The following is a 17,577-nucleotide window of genomic DNA, read 5'->3' as shown; positions in this document are numbered from 1 at the left end:
GTGATGTTGTGAGGGCGGGCTTGGTTGCGGTGGACAGGGGTGTTCAGTGGGACATGTGGATGCCTTGGGTTTTTCGCGAGCGGGCTCGCTCCTACAGGGGGTTGTGGTTTAGTTCAGGGGTTTGTGTTGGCCGGGCTGGCGCCTTCGCGGGCCCGCTCCCACAGAGGGTTGCGGTGAGCTGGCAGGCATTGTTTGGCTCCAGCGGGTTTTGATTTCGGTGCACCTTCGGCATTGATAGTGGTTGGGCTGGCGCTTTCCGCCCCGCACTGAATATCTCGTTTGGTTTTTGAACGACCACATGAACCCAAACTCGAAATCGACGCCCTACTACCTGCTGACTACAAACCTGATCACTCTGCGCCTGGGAAAATCCTGGAACTTTCCACGCTAGCCGAATGCCAGCAACTGCGCGCTCTGTATCCCTCACCGGCAGATTGAGCCTGCCAACGATTTGATTGGGATTAGGGCGGACCTCTTGAGCTCCTGAACCGAACCTCTGTTGTTTGATAACCTCTATGTTTTACTGATGGACTGAGGGTTGTAGCTCGAGGCTACAGGCTTCACCTGAGACGTAGAGGCTCAAGGCGGTGATAGACACTAGTCTGGTGGCGCAACTAAGGGCTGAGAATTCAAGATTGGTTGCCTTGCTGGATGCTCATGGCATCGATTGGCGCCCGCCTGCTGAGCCAGTCAAGATAGCGATTGTCCAAGCAGAGCAATCACAGCAACTCGATACTGAAGGAAAGCTTGCCCTATTCCGAAGCTTGTTTCGCGGTAGAACGGACGTCTACCCCATCCGTTGGGAAAGCAAGACAGGCAAATCAGGATACGCACCCGCTTGCGCAAACGAATGGAGACCAGGCGTTTGTGAGAAGCCCCGAATCAAATGTGGCGACTGTGGTAACCGCCAGCTGCTTCCGCTGACCGATGAGGTGGTCTATTGCCATCTGGCGGGCGAAGTGGTCGTTGGTATCTACCCCCTACTCTCTGATGACACTTGTTATTTTTTGGCGGTCGACTTCGATGAGGCCGAATGGCGTGATGATTCCAAAGCTTTTGTGCAGTCATGCCATGAGCTGAACGTCCCGGTGGCGCTGGAAATATCGCGCTCAGGCCAAGGGGCTCATGGCTGGATTTTCTTTGAGCGTAATGTTCCTGCCTGCGATGCGCGCCGCCTCGGTGCCGCAATCATCAGTCATGCCTGCGAGCGCACCCGCCAGTTGGCGCTCAGCTCCTATGATCGACTGTTTCCAAACCAGGACTATATGCCCAAAGGCGGCTTTGGAAATCTCATCGCGCTCCCTTTGCAAAAGCGGGCCAGGGCCCAAAACAACAGCGTTTTTGTAGACGACACGCTTGAGCCTCATCCTGATCAATGGGCCTTCCTGGCATCGATTCAGCGCATGAGTCCAGAAGATATCCAGCCCGTTATTATCCAGGCGATGGGTAATCGAGACCCTCTAGGGGTCGCCTATGTCGATGACGAAGGTGATGCAGAACCCTGGAAAGATCGTGAATCGAGATCACGTAAATTGACATGCCCGTTGCCCGCTGCTGTCAACATCACGCTGGCTAACTTAATTTACTTTGAAAAGTCGGAATTGCCACAGCCATTGGCAAACCAGCTTGTCCGGCTCGCTGCCTTTCAAAATCCCGAGTTCTACAAAGCTCAGGCCATGCGCATGTCAGTGTGGAACAATCCAAGGATTATCGGCTGCGCCCAGAACTTCCCCAAACATATTGCGTTACCGCGTGGCTGTTTGGATGCTGCGCTGGAGCTTTTAGAGGAAAACGGGGTTACCCCTATTTTTAAAGACGAGCGCTTCGTGGGCGACCCCATCGACGTGAGTTTTCTCGGGACCCTGCGTTCTGACCAAGAGGCTGCTGTCAGCGCAATGCTAAGTCATGACACCGGTATCCTCTGCGCACCGACAGCTTTCGGTAAAACGGTGAGTGCTGCTGCATTGATTGCCACTCGTGGCATTAACACGTTGGTGCTTGTGCATCGGACGGAACTGTTAAGGCAGTGGCAAGAGCGCTTGCAGGCGTTCCTGGGAGTCGAGAATGGTGTCGTTGGTACCCTTGGGGGCGGAAAAGCGAAGCTTACCGGCATCATCGACATTGCCGTAATGCAGTCGTTATCGCGAAAAGGCGAGATCAGCGATCAGGTAAAAAACTACGGCCAGATCATCGTTGATGAGTGTCATCACCTATCAGCCGTGTCATTCGAGGCGCTACTGAGGAGCGCGACCGCGCGGTACGTACTGGGACTCACCGCAACCCCAGTGCGCCGAGATGGGCAACAGCCTATTATTTTCATGCAGTGCGGACCGATCCGACATTCTGCTGCTCGGCCAGCGAGTGCGCCTCATGACCTATCTGTCGTGCCTCGATTGCTGTCCAAACCAATAGTGGTTCCCGACGGCTTTGGGATTCAGGACATTTTTCGGCGTCTAGCCGACGACTTTGAGCGGACAGCCAAAATCGTCTCGGAGATTGAACTGGCGTACAACGAGGGTAGAAAAATTCTAGTGCTAACGGAACGGACGGAACATGTGGATGCCCTTGAATTAGAATTGAAGCAGCGCGTGCATAACCTTTTCACGCTTCATGGGCGAGTGCCTAAGAAACAGCGCATTTCCCGTATGCATGAGCTTGAGTCCCTTCCCCCTGATGCTCCACGGGTGCTGTTGGCAACAGGAAAACTAGTAGGTGAAGGTTTCGATCACCCGCCGTTGGACACGCTGGTACTGGCAATGCCCATCTCATGGAAGGGAATCCTTCAGCAATATGCGGGGCGGTTGCATCGATCGCATGCCGATAAGGCCGACGTGCGAGTGATTGACTTCGTTGACGGGGGAAATGTCGCGCTGCTGAGAATGTGGGATAAGCGCCAGGCGGGTTACAAAGCGATGGGCTACCGCATGGCTGATTCCATGGCCACCATGGACCTACTCTAACGTGGTTGACGGTCAACTTCCGCACCAGTCTCAGGATGCTTTTTTCAAGGACAAACAAAACCCCAACTGCTTTCGCAATTGGGGTTTCGGAATTTAATCTTGACGATGACCTACTCTCACATGGGGAAACCCCACACTACCATCGGCGATGCATCGTTTCACTTCTGAGTTCGGGATGGGATCAGGTGGTTCCAACGCTCTATGGTCGTCAAGAAATTCGGGTACTGAGTCGTGACCAGTTGGCCTCGCTTCAGCAAATTGGGTATGTGATAGCTTCGGTGTTTTGTGAGTCTTTCGAACTTTCGGTTCGTTTCGTCTTCACACACCGCAATCTGGTCTCTTTCGTCTTTTCAACTAGGAGCATCAAATTGCTTGGGTGTTATATGGTCAAGCCTCACGGGCAATTAGTATTGGTTAGCTCAACGCCTCACAGCGCTTACACACCCAACCTATCAACGTCGTAGTCTTCGACGGCCCTTCAGGGGACTCAAGGTCCCAGTGAGATCTCATCTTGAGGCAAGTTTCCCGCTTAGATGCTTTCAGCGGTTATCTTTTCCGAACATAGCTACCCGGCAATGCCACTGGCGTGACAACCGGAACACCAGAGGTTCGTCCACTCCGGTCCTCTCGTACTAGGAGCAGCCCCTCTCAAATCTCAAACGTCCACGGCAGATAGGGACCGAACTGTCTCACGACGTTCTAAACCCAGCTCGCGTACCACTTTAAATGGCGAACAGCCATACCCTTGGGACCGGCTTCAGCCCCAGGATGTGATGAGCCGACATCGAGGTGCCAAACACCGCCGTCGATATGAACTCTTGGGCGGTATCAGCCTGTTATCCCCGGAGTACCTTTTATCCGTTGAGCGATGGCCCTTCCATACAGAACCACCGGATCACTAAGACCTACTTTCGTACCTGCTCGACGTGTCTGTCTCGCAGTCAAGCGCGCTTTTGCCTTTATACTCTACGACCGATTTCCGACCGGTCTGAGCGCACCTTCGTACTCCTCCGTTACTCTTTAGGAGGAGACCGCCCCAGTCAAACTACCCACCATACACTGTCCTCGATCCGGATAACGGACCTGAGTTAGAACCTCAAAGTTGCCAGGGTGGTATTTCAAGGATGGCTCCACGCGAACTGGCGTCCACGCTTCAAAGCCTCCCACCTATCCTACACAAGCAAATTCAAAGTCCAGTGCAAAGCTATAGTAAAGGTTCACGGGGTCTTTCCGTCTAGCCGCGGATACACTGCATCTTCACAGCGATTTCAATTTCACTGAGTCTCGGGTGGAGACAGCGCCGCCATCGTTACGCCATTCGTGCAGGTCGGAACTTACCCGACAAGGAATTTCGCTACCTTAGGACCGTTATAGTTACGGCCGCCGTTTACCGGGGCTTCGATCAAGAGCTTCGCGTTGGCTAACCCCATCAATTAACCTTCCGGCACCGGGCAGGCGTCACACCCTATACGTCCACTTTCGTGTTTGCAGAGTGCTGTGTTTTTAATAAACAGTCGCAGCGGCCTGGTATCTTCGACCGGCGTGGGCTTACGGAGCAAGTCCTTCACCCTCACCGGCGCACCTTCTCCCGAAGTTACGGTGCCATTTTGCCTAGTTCCTTCACCCGAGTTCTCTCAAGCGCCTTGGTATTCTCTACCCAACCACCTGTGTCGGTTTGGGGTACGGTTCCTGGTTATCTGAAGCTTAGAAGCTTTTCTTGGAAGCATGGCATCAACCACTTCGTCACCAAAAAGGTAACTCGTCATCAGCTCTCGGCCTTAAGATCCCGGATTTACCTAAGATCTCAGCCTACCACCTTAAACTTGGACAACCAACGCCAAGCTGGCCTAGCCTTCTCCGTCCCTCCATCGCAATAACCAGAAGTACAGGAATATTAACCTGTTTTCCATCGACTACGCTTTTCAGCCTCGCCTTAGGGACCGACTAACCCTGCGTCGATTAACGTTGCGCAGGAAACCTTGGTCTTTCGGCGTGGGTGTTTTTCACACCCATTGTCGTTACTCATGTCAGCATTCGCACTTCTGATACCTCCAGCAAGCTTCTCAACTCACCTTCACAGGCTTACAGAACGCTCCTCTACCGCATCACCCGAAGGTGATACCCGTAGCTTCGGTGTATGGTTTGAGCCCCGTTACATCTTCCGCGCAGGCCGACTCGACTAGTGAGCTATTACGCTTTCTTTAAAGGGTGGCTGCTTCTAAGCCAACCTCCTAGCTGTCTAAGCCTTCCCACATCGTTTCCCACTTAACCATAACTTTGGGACCTTAGCTGACGGTCTGGGTTGTTTCCCTTTTCACGACGGACGTTAGCACCCGCCGTGTGTCTCCCATGCTCGGCACTTGTAGGTATTCGGAGTTTGCATCGGTTTGGTAAGTCGGGATGACCCCCTAGCCGAAACAGTGCTCTACCCCCTACAGTGATACATGAGGCGCTACCTAAATAGCTTTCGAGGAGAACCAGCTATCTCCGAGCTTGATTAGCCTTTCACTCCGATCCACAGGTCATCCGCTAACTTTTCAACGGTAGTCGGTTCGGTCCTCCAGTCAGTGTTACCTAACCTTCAACCTGCCCATGGATAGATCGCCCGGTTTCGGGTCTATTCCCAGCGACTAGACGCCCTATTAAGACTCGCTTTCGCTACGCCTCCCCTATTCGGTTAAGCTCGCCACTGAAAATAAGTCGCTGACCCATTATACAAAAGGTACGCAGTCACCCAACAAAGTGGGCTCCCACTGCTTGTACGCATACGGTTTCAGGATCTATTTCACTCCCCTCTCCGGGGTTCTTTTCGCCTTTCCCTCACGGTACTAGTTCACTATCGGTCAGTCAGTAGTATTTAGCCTTGGAGGATGGTCCCCCCATATTCAGACAAAGTTTCTCGTGCTCCGTCCTACTCGATTTCATTGATAAGAGATTTTCGCGTACAGGGCTATCACCCACTATGGCCGCACTTTCCAGAGCGTTCCGCTAATCTCAAATCAACTTAAGGGCTAGTCCCCGTTCGCTCGCCACTACTAAGGGAATCTCGGTTGATTTCTTTTCCTCAGGGTACTTAGATGTTTCAGTTCCCCTGGTTCGCCTCTTGCACCTATGTATTCAGTACAAGATAACCATCTTATGATGGCTGGGTTCCCCCATTCAGACATCTCCGGATCAAAGTCTGTTTGCCGACTCCCCGAAGCTTTTCGCAGGCTACCACGTCTTTCATCGCCTCTGACTGCCAAGGCATCCACCGTATGCGCTTCTTCACTTGACCATATAACCCCAAGCAATCTGGTTATACTATGAAGACGACATTCGCCGAAAATTCGAATTTCTCAATTAAGAGAACTCACAAATTTTACCTTAGCCTGATCCGTTACCAGTGAAAGTAACGTTCAGTCTATCTTTCTATCACATACCCAAATTTTTAAAGAACGAACTAGTCAAAGACTAGAAATCAATATTCACGCTGGAATACTCATTTCTAAACTCTAACGAAACAGACCACCTTAAAGGCCGGCCTCTCGTCTTCTTCAATGAATCAAGCAATTCGTGTGGGAACTTATGGAGCAGCTGAGTCGTCGATTAAGGAGGTGATCCAGCCGCAGGTTCCCCTACGGCTACCTTGTTACGACTTCACCCCAGTCATGAATCACACCGTGGTAACCGTCCTCCCGAAGGTTAGACTAGCTACTTCTGGTGCAACCCACTCCCATGGTGTGACGGGCGGTGTGTACAAGGCCCGGGAACGTATTCACCGCGACATTCTGATTCGCGATTACTAGCGATTCCGACTTCACGCAGTCGAGTTGCAGACTGCGATCCGGACTACGATCGGTTTTGTGGGATTAGCTCCACCTCGCGGCTTGGCAACCCTCTGTACCGACCATTGTAGCACGTGTGTAGCCCAGGCCGTAAGGGCCATGATGACTTGACGTCATCCCCACCTTCCTCCGGTTTGTCACCGGCAGTCTCCTTAGAGTGCCCACCATAACGTGCTGGTAACTAAGGACAAGGGTTGCGCTCGTTACGGGACTTAACCCAACATCTCACGACACGAGCTGACGACAGCCATGCAGCACCTGTCTCAATGTTCCCGAAGGCACCAATCCATCTCTGGAAAGTTCATTGGATGTCAAGGCCTGGTAAGGTTCTTCGCGTTGCTTCGAATTAAACCACATGCTCCACCGCTTGTGCGGGCCCCCGTCAATTCATTTGAGTTTTAACCTTGCGGCCGTACTCCCCAGGCGGTCAACTTAATGCGTTAGCTGCGCCACTAAGAGCTCAAGGCTCCCAACGGCTAGTTGACATCGTTTACGGCGTGGACTACCAGGGTATCTAATCCTGTTTGCTCCCCACGCTTTCGCACCTCAGTGTCAGTATCAGTCCAGGTGGTCGCCTTCGCCACTGGTGTTCCTTCCTATATCTACGCATTTCACCGCTACACAGGAAATTCCACCACCCTCTACCATACTCTAGCTTGTCAGTTTTGAATGCAGTTCCCAGGTTGAGCCCGGGGCTTTCACATCCAACTTAACAAACCACCTACGCGCGCTTTACGCCCAGTAATTCCGATTAACGCTTGCACCCTCTGTATTACCGCGGCTGCTGGCACAGAGTTAGCCGGTGCTTATTCTGTCGGTAACGTCAAAACACTAACGTATTAGGTTAATGCCCTTCCTCCCAACTTAAAGTGCTTTACAATCCGAAGACCTTCTTCACACACGCGGCATGGCTGGATCAGGCTTTCGCCCATTGTCCAATATTCCCCACTGCTGCCTCCCGTAGGAGTCTGGACCGTGTCTCAGTTCCAGTGTGACTGATCATCCTCTCAGACCAGTTACGGATCGTCGCCTTGGTGAGCCATTACCTCACCAACTAGCTAATCCGACCTAGGCTCATCTGATAGCGCAAGGCCCGAAGGTCCCCTGCTTTCTCCCGTAGGACGTATGCGGTATTAGCGTTCCTTTCGAAACGTTGTCCCCCACTACCAGGCAGATTCCTAGGCATTACTCACCCGTCCGCCGCTGAATCAGAGAGCAAGCTCCCTTCATCCGCTCGACTTGCATGTGTTAGGCCTGCCGCCAGCGTTCAATCTGAGCCATGATCAAACTCTTCAGTTCAAACATCTTTGGGTTTTGAGAAAACCCTAAACTTGGCTCAGCAATCGTTGGTTACATCTTTGATTTCTCGCGGAGTAACTTGTGATGCTGATAATCTGTTGACTAGCAGTCTGACTCCACAAGCACCCACACGAATTGCTTGATTCAGTTGTTAAAGAGCGGTTGGTTAAGACCTTTCGTCTCAACCGAGGCATGCACTCTACAGCAAACCCCTTTAAGCAGCAACCTTAAAAGCTTCTGATTTCAATAATAAAATCAACCACTTAAGCCAAACCAGCATCAAACTGCTCGTTAGCGGGAGGCGAATAGTACAGCATTAAAATACGAGGTCAACCCCTGCCTAGAAATTCTTTTCCGTTACTGAACTCAAAACCATCGGCCTGACACCCGCGATCTACTGTGCGGATCAAGCGCTGTTTCATGTCACTCGCGGCGTTCCTCTCGGCGATGCGTTGTCCATGGCTTCCGATTTTCTGTTCCTGGCCAAGACGCACACTGAAGATGCCGCTTGTGCCAGAGACACTGATCGACACGCCTGGGCTGCACATTATCTGACTTCGATGAGTAAGGCGTTGGTGGATGATGCGGTGAAGGTGCTTACTCGGGATCGGGAAAATGGGCCGGCGTTTAAGCGGGCGGGGTCTAAAGCTGAGGGGTAATGAGTGAAGCGTCGGGCAAAAATCAGGCGTTAGGTTGCGACAGCGGGTTTGCTTGCGGTGGGCGGGGTATTCAGCGGGATATGTGGATGCCTTGCGTTTTTCGCGAGCAGGCTCGCTCCTACAGGAAATTGGCTTAGCTAGTTCCGTGTTTCATAAACAAGAAGGCCCGAACGTAATGCCGGACTGAGCCAGCACCAGAGGATCGGGCGCGATTGGGATTTATGCTGCCGCTGCTTATAAACCGAGTCAATGTATGCGGCTTGCGACGATCTGACACGGGCGAAACTGCCCGTTTGTGATAAGCCTAAAACAGCGTACGGCGAATTGTGGTCAGGCCTTTCCTGAATAGCGGTAGGGACATTCTCGACGATGCCAGACGCTAGCGAGCTTTTGCCTATGGCAACGGCTGAGCGTTGGACTCAAGCTGGCCTTGAGTTTTCAAGCCGAACAACTGATCAGCTATCCGCCGACCTCGCTCCAGCCCTTCCTCCGTTAACCAAATTGATTTGTTCCTGTTCACCGGATTACTGATGAAACCATGTTCATGCAATCGGTTCATGATCTCGAAATCGAACCCTTTCCAAGTGTTGCCACTGTCGGAACTGAAGGCTGCCAATAGAGCAAGCACGGCGTCTTCAATGAGTTTGTCGTCGTATTCCATGATGATTGCTCCGCTCATAATCAATAGCTATCGTCGAGTCTATGGTGGGCGCTCCATCCCCGAGGACATCGATGAAATTAATAATAGTAGTGCGCTCAGCCAGGCGGCACGGGTGAACAGACCCACGGCTTTTGTATCCAGCTTTTCAACTGAGCAAGTGCCGCCAGGCGACCGATCCAGTATTGATGGTGGTTGGGCTGGCGCTTTCGCGAGCAGGCTCGCTCCCACAGGGTTAGCGGCGTACTTCAGAGCATCTGCTCCGTAGAATTGCCCTCGGTTCTGATGCTTCTTCTCCCCTGTAATGCTTGCTATACATCAGCCATCGACAAGCCCTCCGGGCATTAGGCCAGTGCGTGAACGCCCTACGCACCACTCATCTAGACTTAATGGATAGTCGTAGGCAGAACCGAGCACGTCGCTTTGGTGCAGGTCGATCAATAGCGGCGTGGCAAGCTGCCTTTTATGCCCAGTTGAGGTGCGGCGAAGACCGTGCCGGGCACAACAAGATGCCCGCTCAGGGTGCCCTGGCCAACGGCCAAATTGCCACGATACCGTGACGTGGTGTGAGTGCCGCAGCCGACACTTTCGGACGACCGACGACCTTCTGGTTTGTCCGTGACCGTGAGGATTGCTGAATGCCTGATGAGATGTTGCACCTGCCTGTGGTCAACAGTTTGCTGGAGCGCCACAAGGGCTCTGCGGGTGCGCTGTTGCCCATTCTTCATGATATTCAGGAGCGTATCGGTTACGTCCCCGATGTCGCCGTCCCCGAGATTGCCCATGCCCTGAACCTGAGCCAGGCCGAGGTTCGTGGGGTGATCAGTTTTTACCATGACTTCCGTACCGCGCCGCCCGCGCGGCATATCCTGCGGCTGTGCCGGGCCGAGTCGTGCAAGAGTCGCGGTGCCGAGCAGTTGGCTGCGCAGTTGCGTGAGCGTCTGCAACTGGATGACCACGGCAGCAGTGCCGATGGCAGCATCAGTTTGCGGCCGGTGTATTGCCTTGGGGCCTGTGCCTGTTCGCCGGCTCTGGAGCTGGATGGCCGGGTGCATGCGCGGCTCAGTGCCGAGCGTCTGGATGCCTTGCTCGACGCTTGCCGGGAGGACGCGTGATGCCAGCTTTCTATGTGTCTGGTGATTCGGTCGCCCGTGCCGTGGGTGCAGAAGATGTTGTGGTAGCCCTTATCACCCATACCCGGGGACGCGTTGTGCCGCTGGAGATAAAACGCACCAGCTCGCGGGGCCTTTACTGGCTGGAACCACTGCTGGAAGTGGACACGCCGCAGGGCCGTTTCGGCTTCGGTCCGCTGACAGATGCTGATGTGCCGTCTGTGCTCGAAGCGCTCAAAGGCGACCCGTCTTCTCATCCACTGGCCTTGGGCCTGGTGGAAGAATTGCCTTATCTGAAGACTCAACAACGGCTGCTGTTCGCCCGCGCCGGCATTACCCGGCCGCTGTCGCTTGACGACTATCGGGCCCACGGCGGTTTCGAGGGTTTGAAAAGAGCCATCGCCATCGGAGGCGAGCAGACTGCAACTGAAGTATTCGATTCAGGCCTGCGTGGCCGTGGCGGCGCGGCCTTCCCCGCCGGGATCAAATGGCGCACGGTGCGTGCGACCGAAGCGGCGCAAAAGTACATCGTGTGCAACGCCGACGAAGGCGACTCCGGCACCTTTGCCGACCGCATGCTGATGGAAGGCGACCCCTTCCTGCTGATCGAAGGCATGGCCATTGCTGGCCTGTGCGTCGGCGCCACCTATGGCTACATCTATGTGCGCTCGGAATATCCGGATGCCGTGATCATCCTGCGCAACGCGCTGCAGATTGCGCGGGAGAACGGTTACCTGGGCGCCAATGTCGGCGGCAGCGGTCAGGCCTTCGATATGGAAGTGCGGGTCGGTGCCGGTGCCTACATCTGCGGTGAAGAAACCGCGCTGCTGGACTCTCTGGAAGGCAAGCGCGGGATCGTGCGCGCCAAGCCGCCGATTCCTGCCTTGAAGGGGCTGTTCGGCCAACCGACCCTGGTGCACAACGTGCTGACTCTGGCCTCGGTGCCGCAGATTCTGGCCAAGGGTGCGCAGTTCTATCGCGATTACGGCATGGGCCGTTCCCTGGGCACCATGCCCTTCCAGTTGGCGGGCAATATTCGTCAGGGCGGGCTGGTGGAACGGGCCTTTGGCCTGACTCTGCGAGAGCTGGTGGAAGACTACGGCGGAGGGACCGCCAGTGGCCGGCCGCTGAAGGCTGCGCAGGTGGGTGGCCCTCTTGGCGCCTGGGTGCCGCCGTCGCAATTCGACACGCCGCTGGATTACGAAGCCTTCGCCGCCATCGGCGCGATGCTCGGTCACGGTGGTGTGGTGGTGGCGGACGACACCCTGGACATGGCCCACATGGCGCGTTTCGCGATGGAGTTCTGCGCCGAGGAATCCTGTGGCAAATGCACGCCGTGCCGCATCGGCTCGACTCGGGGCGTGGAGGCGATCGACCGCCTGCTGGCCGCACCGGACCAGAACGGTCGCGATGAGCAGGTGATCATCCTCAAGGACCTGTGCGACACCCTGCAATACGGTTCGCTGTGCGCGTTGGGCGGCATGGTTTCCTTTCCGGTCGCAAGCGCCCTCAAGCACTTCCCCGCCGACTTCGGCTTGCAGCCCTCGGAGGCCGAGCAATGATCACTCTCTTTGACCCGAACACAGACATCGACCTCGGCACTCCGGCCCGTGACAGCCAGTTGCAAGTCACCCTGAGCATCGACGGCCGCAGCATCAGCGTGCCCGAAGGCACTTCGGTGATGCGCGCTGCCGCGCTGCTGGGCACCACCATTCCCAAACTCTGTGCCACCGACAGCCTGGAAGCCTTCGGCTCCTGCCGCATGTGCCTGGTGGAGATCGACGGCATGCGCGGTTATCCGGCGTCCTGCACCACGCCGGTCACTGAAGGCATGAGCGTGCACACCCAGACACCAAAGCTCGCGACCCTGCGGCGCAACGTCATGGAGCTGTACATTTCCGATCACCCGCTGGACTGCCTGACCTGCTCGGCCAACGGCAATTGCGAGCTGCAAACCGTGGCCGGTCAGGTCGGTTTGCGGGAGGTGCGTTACGGCTATGAAGGCGACAACCATCTGGCCGATGTGAAGGACACCTCCAACCCGTACTTCGACTACGACCCGAGCAAGTGCATCGTCTGCAACCGCTGTGTGCGCGCCTGCGAAGAAACCCAGGGCACCTTTGCCCTGACCATTACCGGGCGCGGTTTTGAATCCCGGGTGGCGGCCGCCGGTGGGGATAACTTCCTCGATTCGGAATGCGTGTCCTGCGGCGCCTGTGTACAGGCCTGCCCTACCGCAACCCTGATGGAAAAAAGCGTGGTCGAACTGGGTCAGCCGGAACGCAGCGTGATTACCACTTGCGCCTATTGCGGCGTGGGCTGCTCGTTCCGCGCCGAGATGAAAGGCGACCAGCTGGTGCGCATGGTTCCGGACAAGAACGGCCAGGCCAACCACGGCCACTCATGCGTCAAGGGGCGCTTTGCCTGGGGCTACGCCACCCACCCGGATCGCATCACCAAGCCGATGATCCGCAAGCACATCAACGACCCGTGGCAGGAAGTCAGCTGGGATGAAGCGGTGACCTACGCCGCCAGCGAATTCCGTCGGCTGCAGCAGAAATATGGCCGCGACTCCATTGGCGGCATCACCTCCAGCCGCTGCACCAACGAAGAAACCTATCTGGTGCAAAAACTGGTGCGCGCCGCGTTCGGCAACAACAACGTCGACACCTGTGCGCGGGTCTGCCACTCGCCTACCGGCTATGGCTTGAAACAAACCCTGGGCGAGTCCGCCGGCACCCAGAGTTTCGACTCGGTGATGCAGGCCGACGTGATCCTGGTGATGGGCGCCAACCCCAGCGACGCCCACCCGGTGTTCGCCTCCCAGCTCAAACGCCGCCTGCGTGAAGGCGCGCGGCTGATCGTCATCGACCCACGGCGCATAGATCTGGTGGACTCGGTGCACGCCCGCGCCGAATACCATTTGGCCCTGCGTCCGGGCACTAACGTCGCCATGCTCAACGCCTTGGCCCATGTCATCGTCACTGAAGGGTTACTCAATCAGGCCTTTATCGACGCCCGTTGTGAGGGCAGCGATTTCGCCAGCTGGAGTGAGTTCGTCAGCCGCGCGGATAACTCGCCGGAAGTACTGGGCGCCATCTGCGGTGTACCCGCTGCCGACATCCGCGCCGCCGCGCGCCTGTATGCCACCGGTGGCAACGCGGCGATCTACTACGGCCTCGGCGTCACCGAGCACAGCCAGGGCAGCACGGCGGTCATGGGCATCGCCAACCTCGCGATGGCCACGGGCAACATCGGCCGCGAAGGCGTGGGCGTGAACCCGTTGCGGGGGCAGAACAACGTTCAGGGTTCCTGCGACATGGGCTCCTTCCCTCACGAGTTGCCCGGCTACCGGCACATCTCCAACGAGGTGGTGCGGGCGCAGTTCGAACTGGCGTGGAACGTCACTCTGCAACCTGATCCGGGGTTGCGTATCCCCAACATGTTCGAAGCAGCGCTGGGCGGCAGCTTCAAGGGCCTGTATTGCCAGGGCGAGGACATCGCCCAAAGCGATCCGAATACCCAGCACGTCACCGCCGCTTTGTCGGCTATGGAATGCGTGGTGGTGCAGGATATTTTCCTCAACGAAACCGCCAAGTTCGCCCACGTGTTCCTGCCGGGCAGTTCGTTTCTGGAAAAGGACGGCACCTTCACCAACGCTGAACGGCGCATCTCCCGGGTGCGCAAGGTCATGGACCCTCTGGGCGGCAAGGCCGACTGGGAAGGCACGGTGGCCCTGGCCAATGCCCTGGGTTACCCGATGCACTACAAACACCCATCGGAAATCATGGATGAAATCGCCAGCCTGACACCGACCTTCACCAACGTCAGCTACACCGAACTGGATCGCCACGGCAGCCTGCAATGGCCGTGCAACGCCGCGGCGCCGGACGGCACACCAACCATGCACATCGAAGAGTTCGTGCGCGGCAAGGGGCGTTTCATGCTCACCGGCTACGTGCCCACCGAGGAGAAGGTCAACACTCGCTATCCGCTGCTGCTGACCACCGGGCGCATCCTCAGCCAGTACAACGTCGGCGCCCAGACCCGGCGTACCGACAACGTCGCCTGGCACGACGAAGACCGCCTGGAAATCCACCCGAGCGACGCCGAAAGCCGGGGCATCAACGAAGGTGACTGGGTCGGCATCGGCAGCCGTGCCGGGCAGACTGTATTGCGTGCGCGGATCACCGAACGGGTCGCCCCGGGCGTGGTGTACACCACTTTCCACTTCCCGGAATCGGGGGCCAACGTGATCACCACCGACAACTCCGACTGGGCCACCAACTGTCCGGAGTACAAGGTCACTGCCGTCGAAGTCAGCCGCGTTTATCACCCTTCGGAGTGGCAAAAGCGCTTCCAGGAATTCAGCGAGGAACAGGACCGTTTGCTCAAGGATCGCCGCCACGCCCGTGGTGATAAAGCCGAGGTGCGCCGATGAGTACTGAAAACCTGATCAAGATGGCCAACCAGATCGCCCAGTACTTCGCCAGCCAGCCGGACCAGCAACAGGCGGTGCTCAGCGTGCGCAATCATCTGCAGATGTACTGGGCGCCGAGCATGCGCAAGGAATTGCTGGCCTGGCAGACGGAGCATAAAGGGGCGGACCTGCATCCGCTGGTGCAGGCGGCGGTTAGTGGGGCGGGTTGGGGGGCTTAGTCTGAAGGAGCCCGGATGAATAACTGTGGGAGCGGGCTTGCTCGCGAAGGCGTCAATCCAGGCGACATTGATGTTGAATGTACTGGCCCCTTCGCGAGCAAGCCCGCTCCCACAGGAGAGTGCGTGTTGGTTGCCCCTATTCCTTGTCCTTGCGTGACGCTGTCACCGTCACTTCAATCGCCCGGACACTGATCGCCGCGAATGTCGCCGTCATCAGTACCCCATTGAAACCCAGCAGAATCGCCAGTACCCGTGACACACCCAGTTTGGGCACCAGTTCTCCGTAGCCGATGGTCAGCCCGGTCACGAAGGCAAAGTAGACGCCGTCAAACGGGCTCCACCCTTCCAGGTGGGCGATGATGAGGCCGAACGCAATGATCACTAGCAGCAGTATCGAAAAGATCGGCCACACCACTTTGAAGTAGAACCAGACGGCCTTGTAGAACTCGTGGCGGACGTTTGATGCACGGGTGAGGTTCATGTCGTGGGCTTCCTGGGAATTGACTGATGCACAGCGGTTCAATACCCCGTTCAGCTTGGCACAAGCGCTGAAAACTGCGACCAACGGGGCGTTATCTCTGGCCAGGACTATGACAAAGATGACGCCAACCGGGCTATCCAGAAACCGCCCGCTGTTGGATTCCTGTAGGAGCGAGCCTGCTCGCGATGGTCGTCAACGATAACGCGTGCTTCCTGTTTAAACGCGGCGCGCTCTAGTCCATCGCGAGCAGGCTCGCTCCTACAGGGTTCCAGGCTCTCAGTTCGCTTCCGTTTCCCGAATCAGCTTCTTGTTGATCTTGCCAACACTGGTCTTGGGGATTTCGGCGACGAACTTGAACTGCTTGGGGATCGCCCATTTGTTGATGCGGCCGCCGTCGACGAAGGCTTGCAGGTGCGTCTCGAGGATCTTGCGGTCCAGGTATTGCCCCGGTTCGCACACCACCATGGCCATGGGCCGCTCGCCCCACTGCTCATCGACGATGCCCACCACCGCGACGGACATGACGCCCGGGTGTTCGCTGATCAGGCTTTCCAGTTCCAGGGAGCTGATCCACTCGCCGCCGGTCTTGATCACGTCCTTGATGCGGTCCTTGATTTCCACGCCGCCCTGTTTGTCGATCGAGGCCATGTCGCCGGTGTGCAGCCAGCCGTTGTGCCACAGCTCCGCGCCTTTGTCCGGGGCTTTCAGATAGCCCTGGGTCAGCCACGGCGCGCGCACCACGATCTCGCCCAGGGACTCGCCGTCATGGGCCACGTCGTTGCCCTCGGCGTCGATGATCTTCAGGTCGACCAGCGGCACCGGCGTGCCGGTCTTGATGCGGATTGGCAGCTGGGCTTCGGTGGATAGCTGAAGGTCCTCGTCGCGCAGGTAGGTCAGGCACAGCAACGGGCAGGTTTCCGACATGCCGTAGCCGGCGTGCACCACCATGCCTTTGGCGCTGGCTTCACTGGCAATGCCAAGTGTCAGTGCGCTGCCGCCGAGGAGCATTTTCCAGCCGTCGAAACGGGTCGCCTTGCCTTCCTCGCAGTTGAGGATCATCTGCAGGATGGTCGGCACGCAGTGGGAGAAGGTCACCTTCTCTTCGCGGTACAGCTTGACCAGGCTGTTGGGTTCGTAGCGGCCGGGGTAGACCTGCTTGATGCCCATCAGGGTCGCGACATACGGCACGCCCCACGCATGCACGTGGAACATCGGCGTGATCGGCATGTACACATCGTCGGAACGCAGCAGCGGCTGGCCCTGATAGACGCCCAGGGTGCCGACGGCATTCAGGGTGTGCAGCACCAGTTGCCGATGGCTGAAGTACACGCCTTTCGGGTCGCCGGTGGTGCCGGTGGTGTAGAACAGCGTGGCGACCGAGTTCTCGTCGAAATCGGGGAAGTCGTACTGGTCCGGGGCCAGGGACAGCAACTGCTCGTACTCACCGAGCACCGGCAGCGAGGTCGCGGTCGCCTCGTCATCGGTGAGCTGCAGGTAGCCTTTTACCGTTTCCAGCCGTCCGTGGATCTGCTCGACCAGGGGCAGAAAATCGTCATGCACCAGCACCAGGTCATCCTCGGCGTGGTTCATGGTGAACAGCACCTGATCCGGTGACAGGCGAATGTTCACCGTGTGCAGCACCGCGCCGATCATCGGCACGGCGAAGAAGCATTCCAGGTAGCGGTGGCTGTCCCAGTCGAGCAAGGCCACGGTGTCACCGGCCTTGACCCCGGCCGCCGTCAGCGCATTGGCCAGGCGGCGGATGCGCTGGTTAAGCGTCTGGTAGCTGTAGCGCAGTTTGTCGGCGTAGACGATTTCCCGGCCCGGCTCGTAACGCACGCCGGACAGCAGCAATTGCTTGATCAGCAAGGGATAGGCATAAGCGCCGTCGGCGGGCGGGATTATTTTTGTTTTCAGCATGG

At 56.9% G+C, this 17,577-nt stretch carries 9 protein-coding genes and 3 rRNA genes; 6 read left to right on the top strand and 6 right to left on the bottom strand.

Annotated features, from left to right (window positions below):
• Nucleotides 1–587: 587 nt before the first annotated feature.
• Complete coding sequence (locus tag ACXX83_RS01570; protein ID WP_458547408.1) at nt 588–2,960, top strand: TOTE conflict system archaeo-eukaryotic primase domain-containing protein; 2,373 nt, start codon at nt 588–590, stop codon at nt 2,958–2,960.
• A gap of 97 nt (nt 2,961–3,057) precedes the next feature.
• On the opposite strand, the gene rrf is transcribed toward ACXX83_RS01570, so the two are convergent.
• The 3 genes from rrf to ACXX83_RS01555 all read right to left on the bottom strand — a co-directional run bounded on the left by rrf (nt 3,058) and on the right by ACXX83_RS01555 (nt 8,086).
• A 5S ribosomal RNA gene (gene rrf, locus ACXX83_RS01565) occupies nt 3,058–3,173 on the bottom strand.
• 170 nt (nt 3,174–3,343) lie between these two features.
• Nucleotides 3,344–6,237: ribosomal RNA gene (locus tag ACXX83_RS01560) — 23S ribosomal RNA — on the bottom strand.
• 312 nt (nt 6,238–6,549) lie between these two features.
• Nucleotides 6,550–8,086 (bottom strand): 16S ribosomal RNA (locus tag ACXX83_RS01555).
• Together the 16S, 23S and 5S rRNA genes form the textbook arrangement of a ribosomal RNA operon.
• Before the next feature lie 374 nt (nt 8,087–8,460).
• Here ACXX83_RS01555 and ACXX83_RS01550 point away from each other — a divergent pair.
• Nucleotides 8,461–8,745: a DUF3077 domain-containing protein gene (locus tag ACXX83_RS01550; protein ID WP_458550153.1), complete on the top strand. Its 285-nt coding sequence runs from the start codon at nt 8,461–8,463 to the stop codon at nt 8,743–8,745.
• Nucleotides 8,746–9,139: 394 nt separating this feature from the next.
• On the opposite strand, the gene ACXX83_RS01545 is transcribed toward ACXX83_RS01550, so the two are convergent.
• Entirely contained in the window at nt 9,140–9,406 is a 267-nt protein-coding gene (locus tag ACXX83_RS01545) for a DUF6429 family protein (protein WP_458547407.1), read from the bottom strand.
• Nucleotides 9,407–10,041: 635 nt separating this feature from the next.
• On the opposite strand from ACXX83_RS01545, the gene ACXX83_RS01540 reads away from it, so the two are divergent.
• The 4 genes from ACXX83_RS01540 to ACXX83_RS01525 are packed head-to-tail and all read left to right on the top strand — an operon-like array spanning nt 10,042 to nt 15,174.
• Nucleotides 10,042–10,518, top strand: a complete 477-nt coding sequence (locus tag ACXX83_RS01540; protein WP_056855147.1) for a formate dehydrogenase subunit gamma — start codon at nt 10,042–10,044, stop codon at nt 10,516–10,518.
• Nucleotides 10,518–12,077, top strand: a complete 1,560-nt coding sequence (locus ACXX83_RS01535) for a formate dehydrogenase beta subunit (RefSeq protein ID WP_458547406.1) — start codon at nt 10,518–10,520, stop codon at nt 12,075–12,077. Before ACXX83_RS01540 ends, ACXX83_RS01535 begins: the two co-directional genes overlap by 1 nt.
• Complete coding sequence (fdhF, locus tag ACXX83_RS01530; RefSeq protein ID WP_458547405.1) at nt 12,074–14,956, top strand: formate dehydrogenase subunit alpha; 2,883 nt, start codon at nt 12,074–12,076, stop codon at nt 14,954–14,956. Before ACXX83_RS01535 ends, fdhF begins: the two co-directional genes overlap by 4 nt.
• A complete protein-coding gene (locus ACXX83_RS01525) occupies nt 14,953–15,174 on the top strand; it encodes a formate dehydrogenase subunit delta (RefSeq protein ID WP_015093611.1) in 222 nt (73 codons plus the stop codon). Before fdhF ends, ACXX83_RS01525 begins: the two co-directional genes overlap by 4 nt.
• A gap of 136 nt (nt 15,175–15,310) precedes the next feature.
• On the opposite strand, the gene ACXX83_RS01520 is transcribed toward ACXX83_RS01525, so the two are convergent.
• Both ACXX83_RS01520 and ACXX83_RS01515 read right to left on the bottom strand, forming a co-directional pair.
• Nucleotides 15,311–15,655, bottom strand: a complete 345-nt coding sequence (locus tag ACXX83_RS01520) for a potassium channel family protein (RefSeq protein WP_217837271.1) — start codon at nt 15,653–15,655, stop codon at nt 15,311–15,313.
• A 276-nt stretch (nt 15,656–15,931) separates the two neighbouring features.
• On the bottom strand, nt 15,932–17,575 hold the full coding sequence (locus ACXX83_RS01515; protein WP_458547404.1) for a fatty acid--CoA ligase: 1,644 nt from the start codon (nt 17,573–17,575) through the stop codon (nt 15,932–15,934).
• Nucleotides 17,576–17,577: the final 2 nt, after the last annotated feature.

This window comes from Pseudomonas sp. GNP012, assembly GCF_054343835.1.
Note: the sequence above shows the minus strand (reverse complement) of the source record. Positions and strands in the feature narration are given on the sequence as shown.

Coding starts and splice junctions, on each gene's coding strand:
- fdhF (WP_458547405.1), top strand. CDS start 12,074: ATGATCACTCTCTTTGACCCGAACACAGACATCGACCTCGGCACTCCG.
- ACXX83_RS01535 (WP_458547406.1), top strand. CDS start 10,518: ATGCCAGCTTTCTATGTGTCTGGTGATTCGGTCGCCCGTGCCGTGGGT.
- ACXX83_RS01525 (WP_015093611.1), top strand. CDS start 14,953: ATGAGTACTGAAAACCTGATCAAGATGGCCAACCAGATCGCCCAGTAC.
- ACXX83_RS01515 (WP_458547404.1), bottom strand. CDS start 17,575: ATGCTGAAAACAAAAATAATCCCGCCCGCCGACGGCGCTTATGCCTAT.
- ACXX83_RS01540 (WP_056855147.1), top strand. CDS start 10,042: ATGCCTGATGAGATGTTGCACCTGCCTGTGGTCAACAGTTTGCTGGAG.
- ACXX83_RS01520 (WP_217837271.1), bottom strand. CDS start 15,655: ATGAACCTCACCCGTGCATCAAACGTCCGCCACGAGTTCTACAAGGCC.
- ACXX83_RS01545 (WP_458547407.1), bottom strand. CDS start 9,406: ATGGAATACGACGACAAACTCATTGAAGACGCCGTGCTTGCTCTATTG.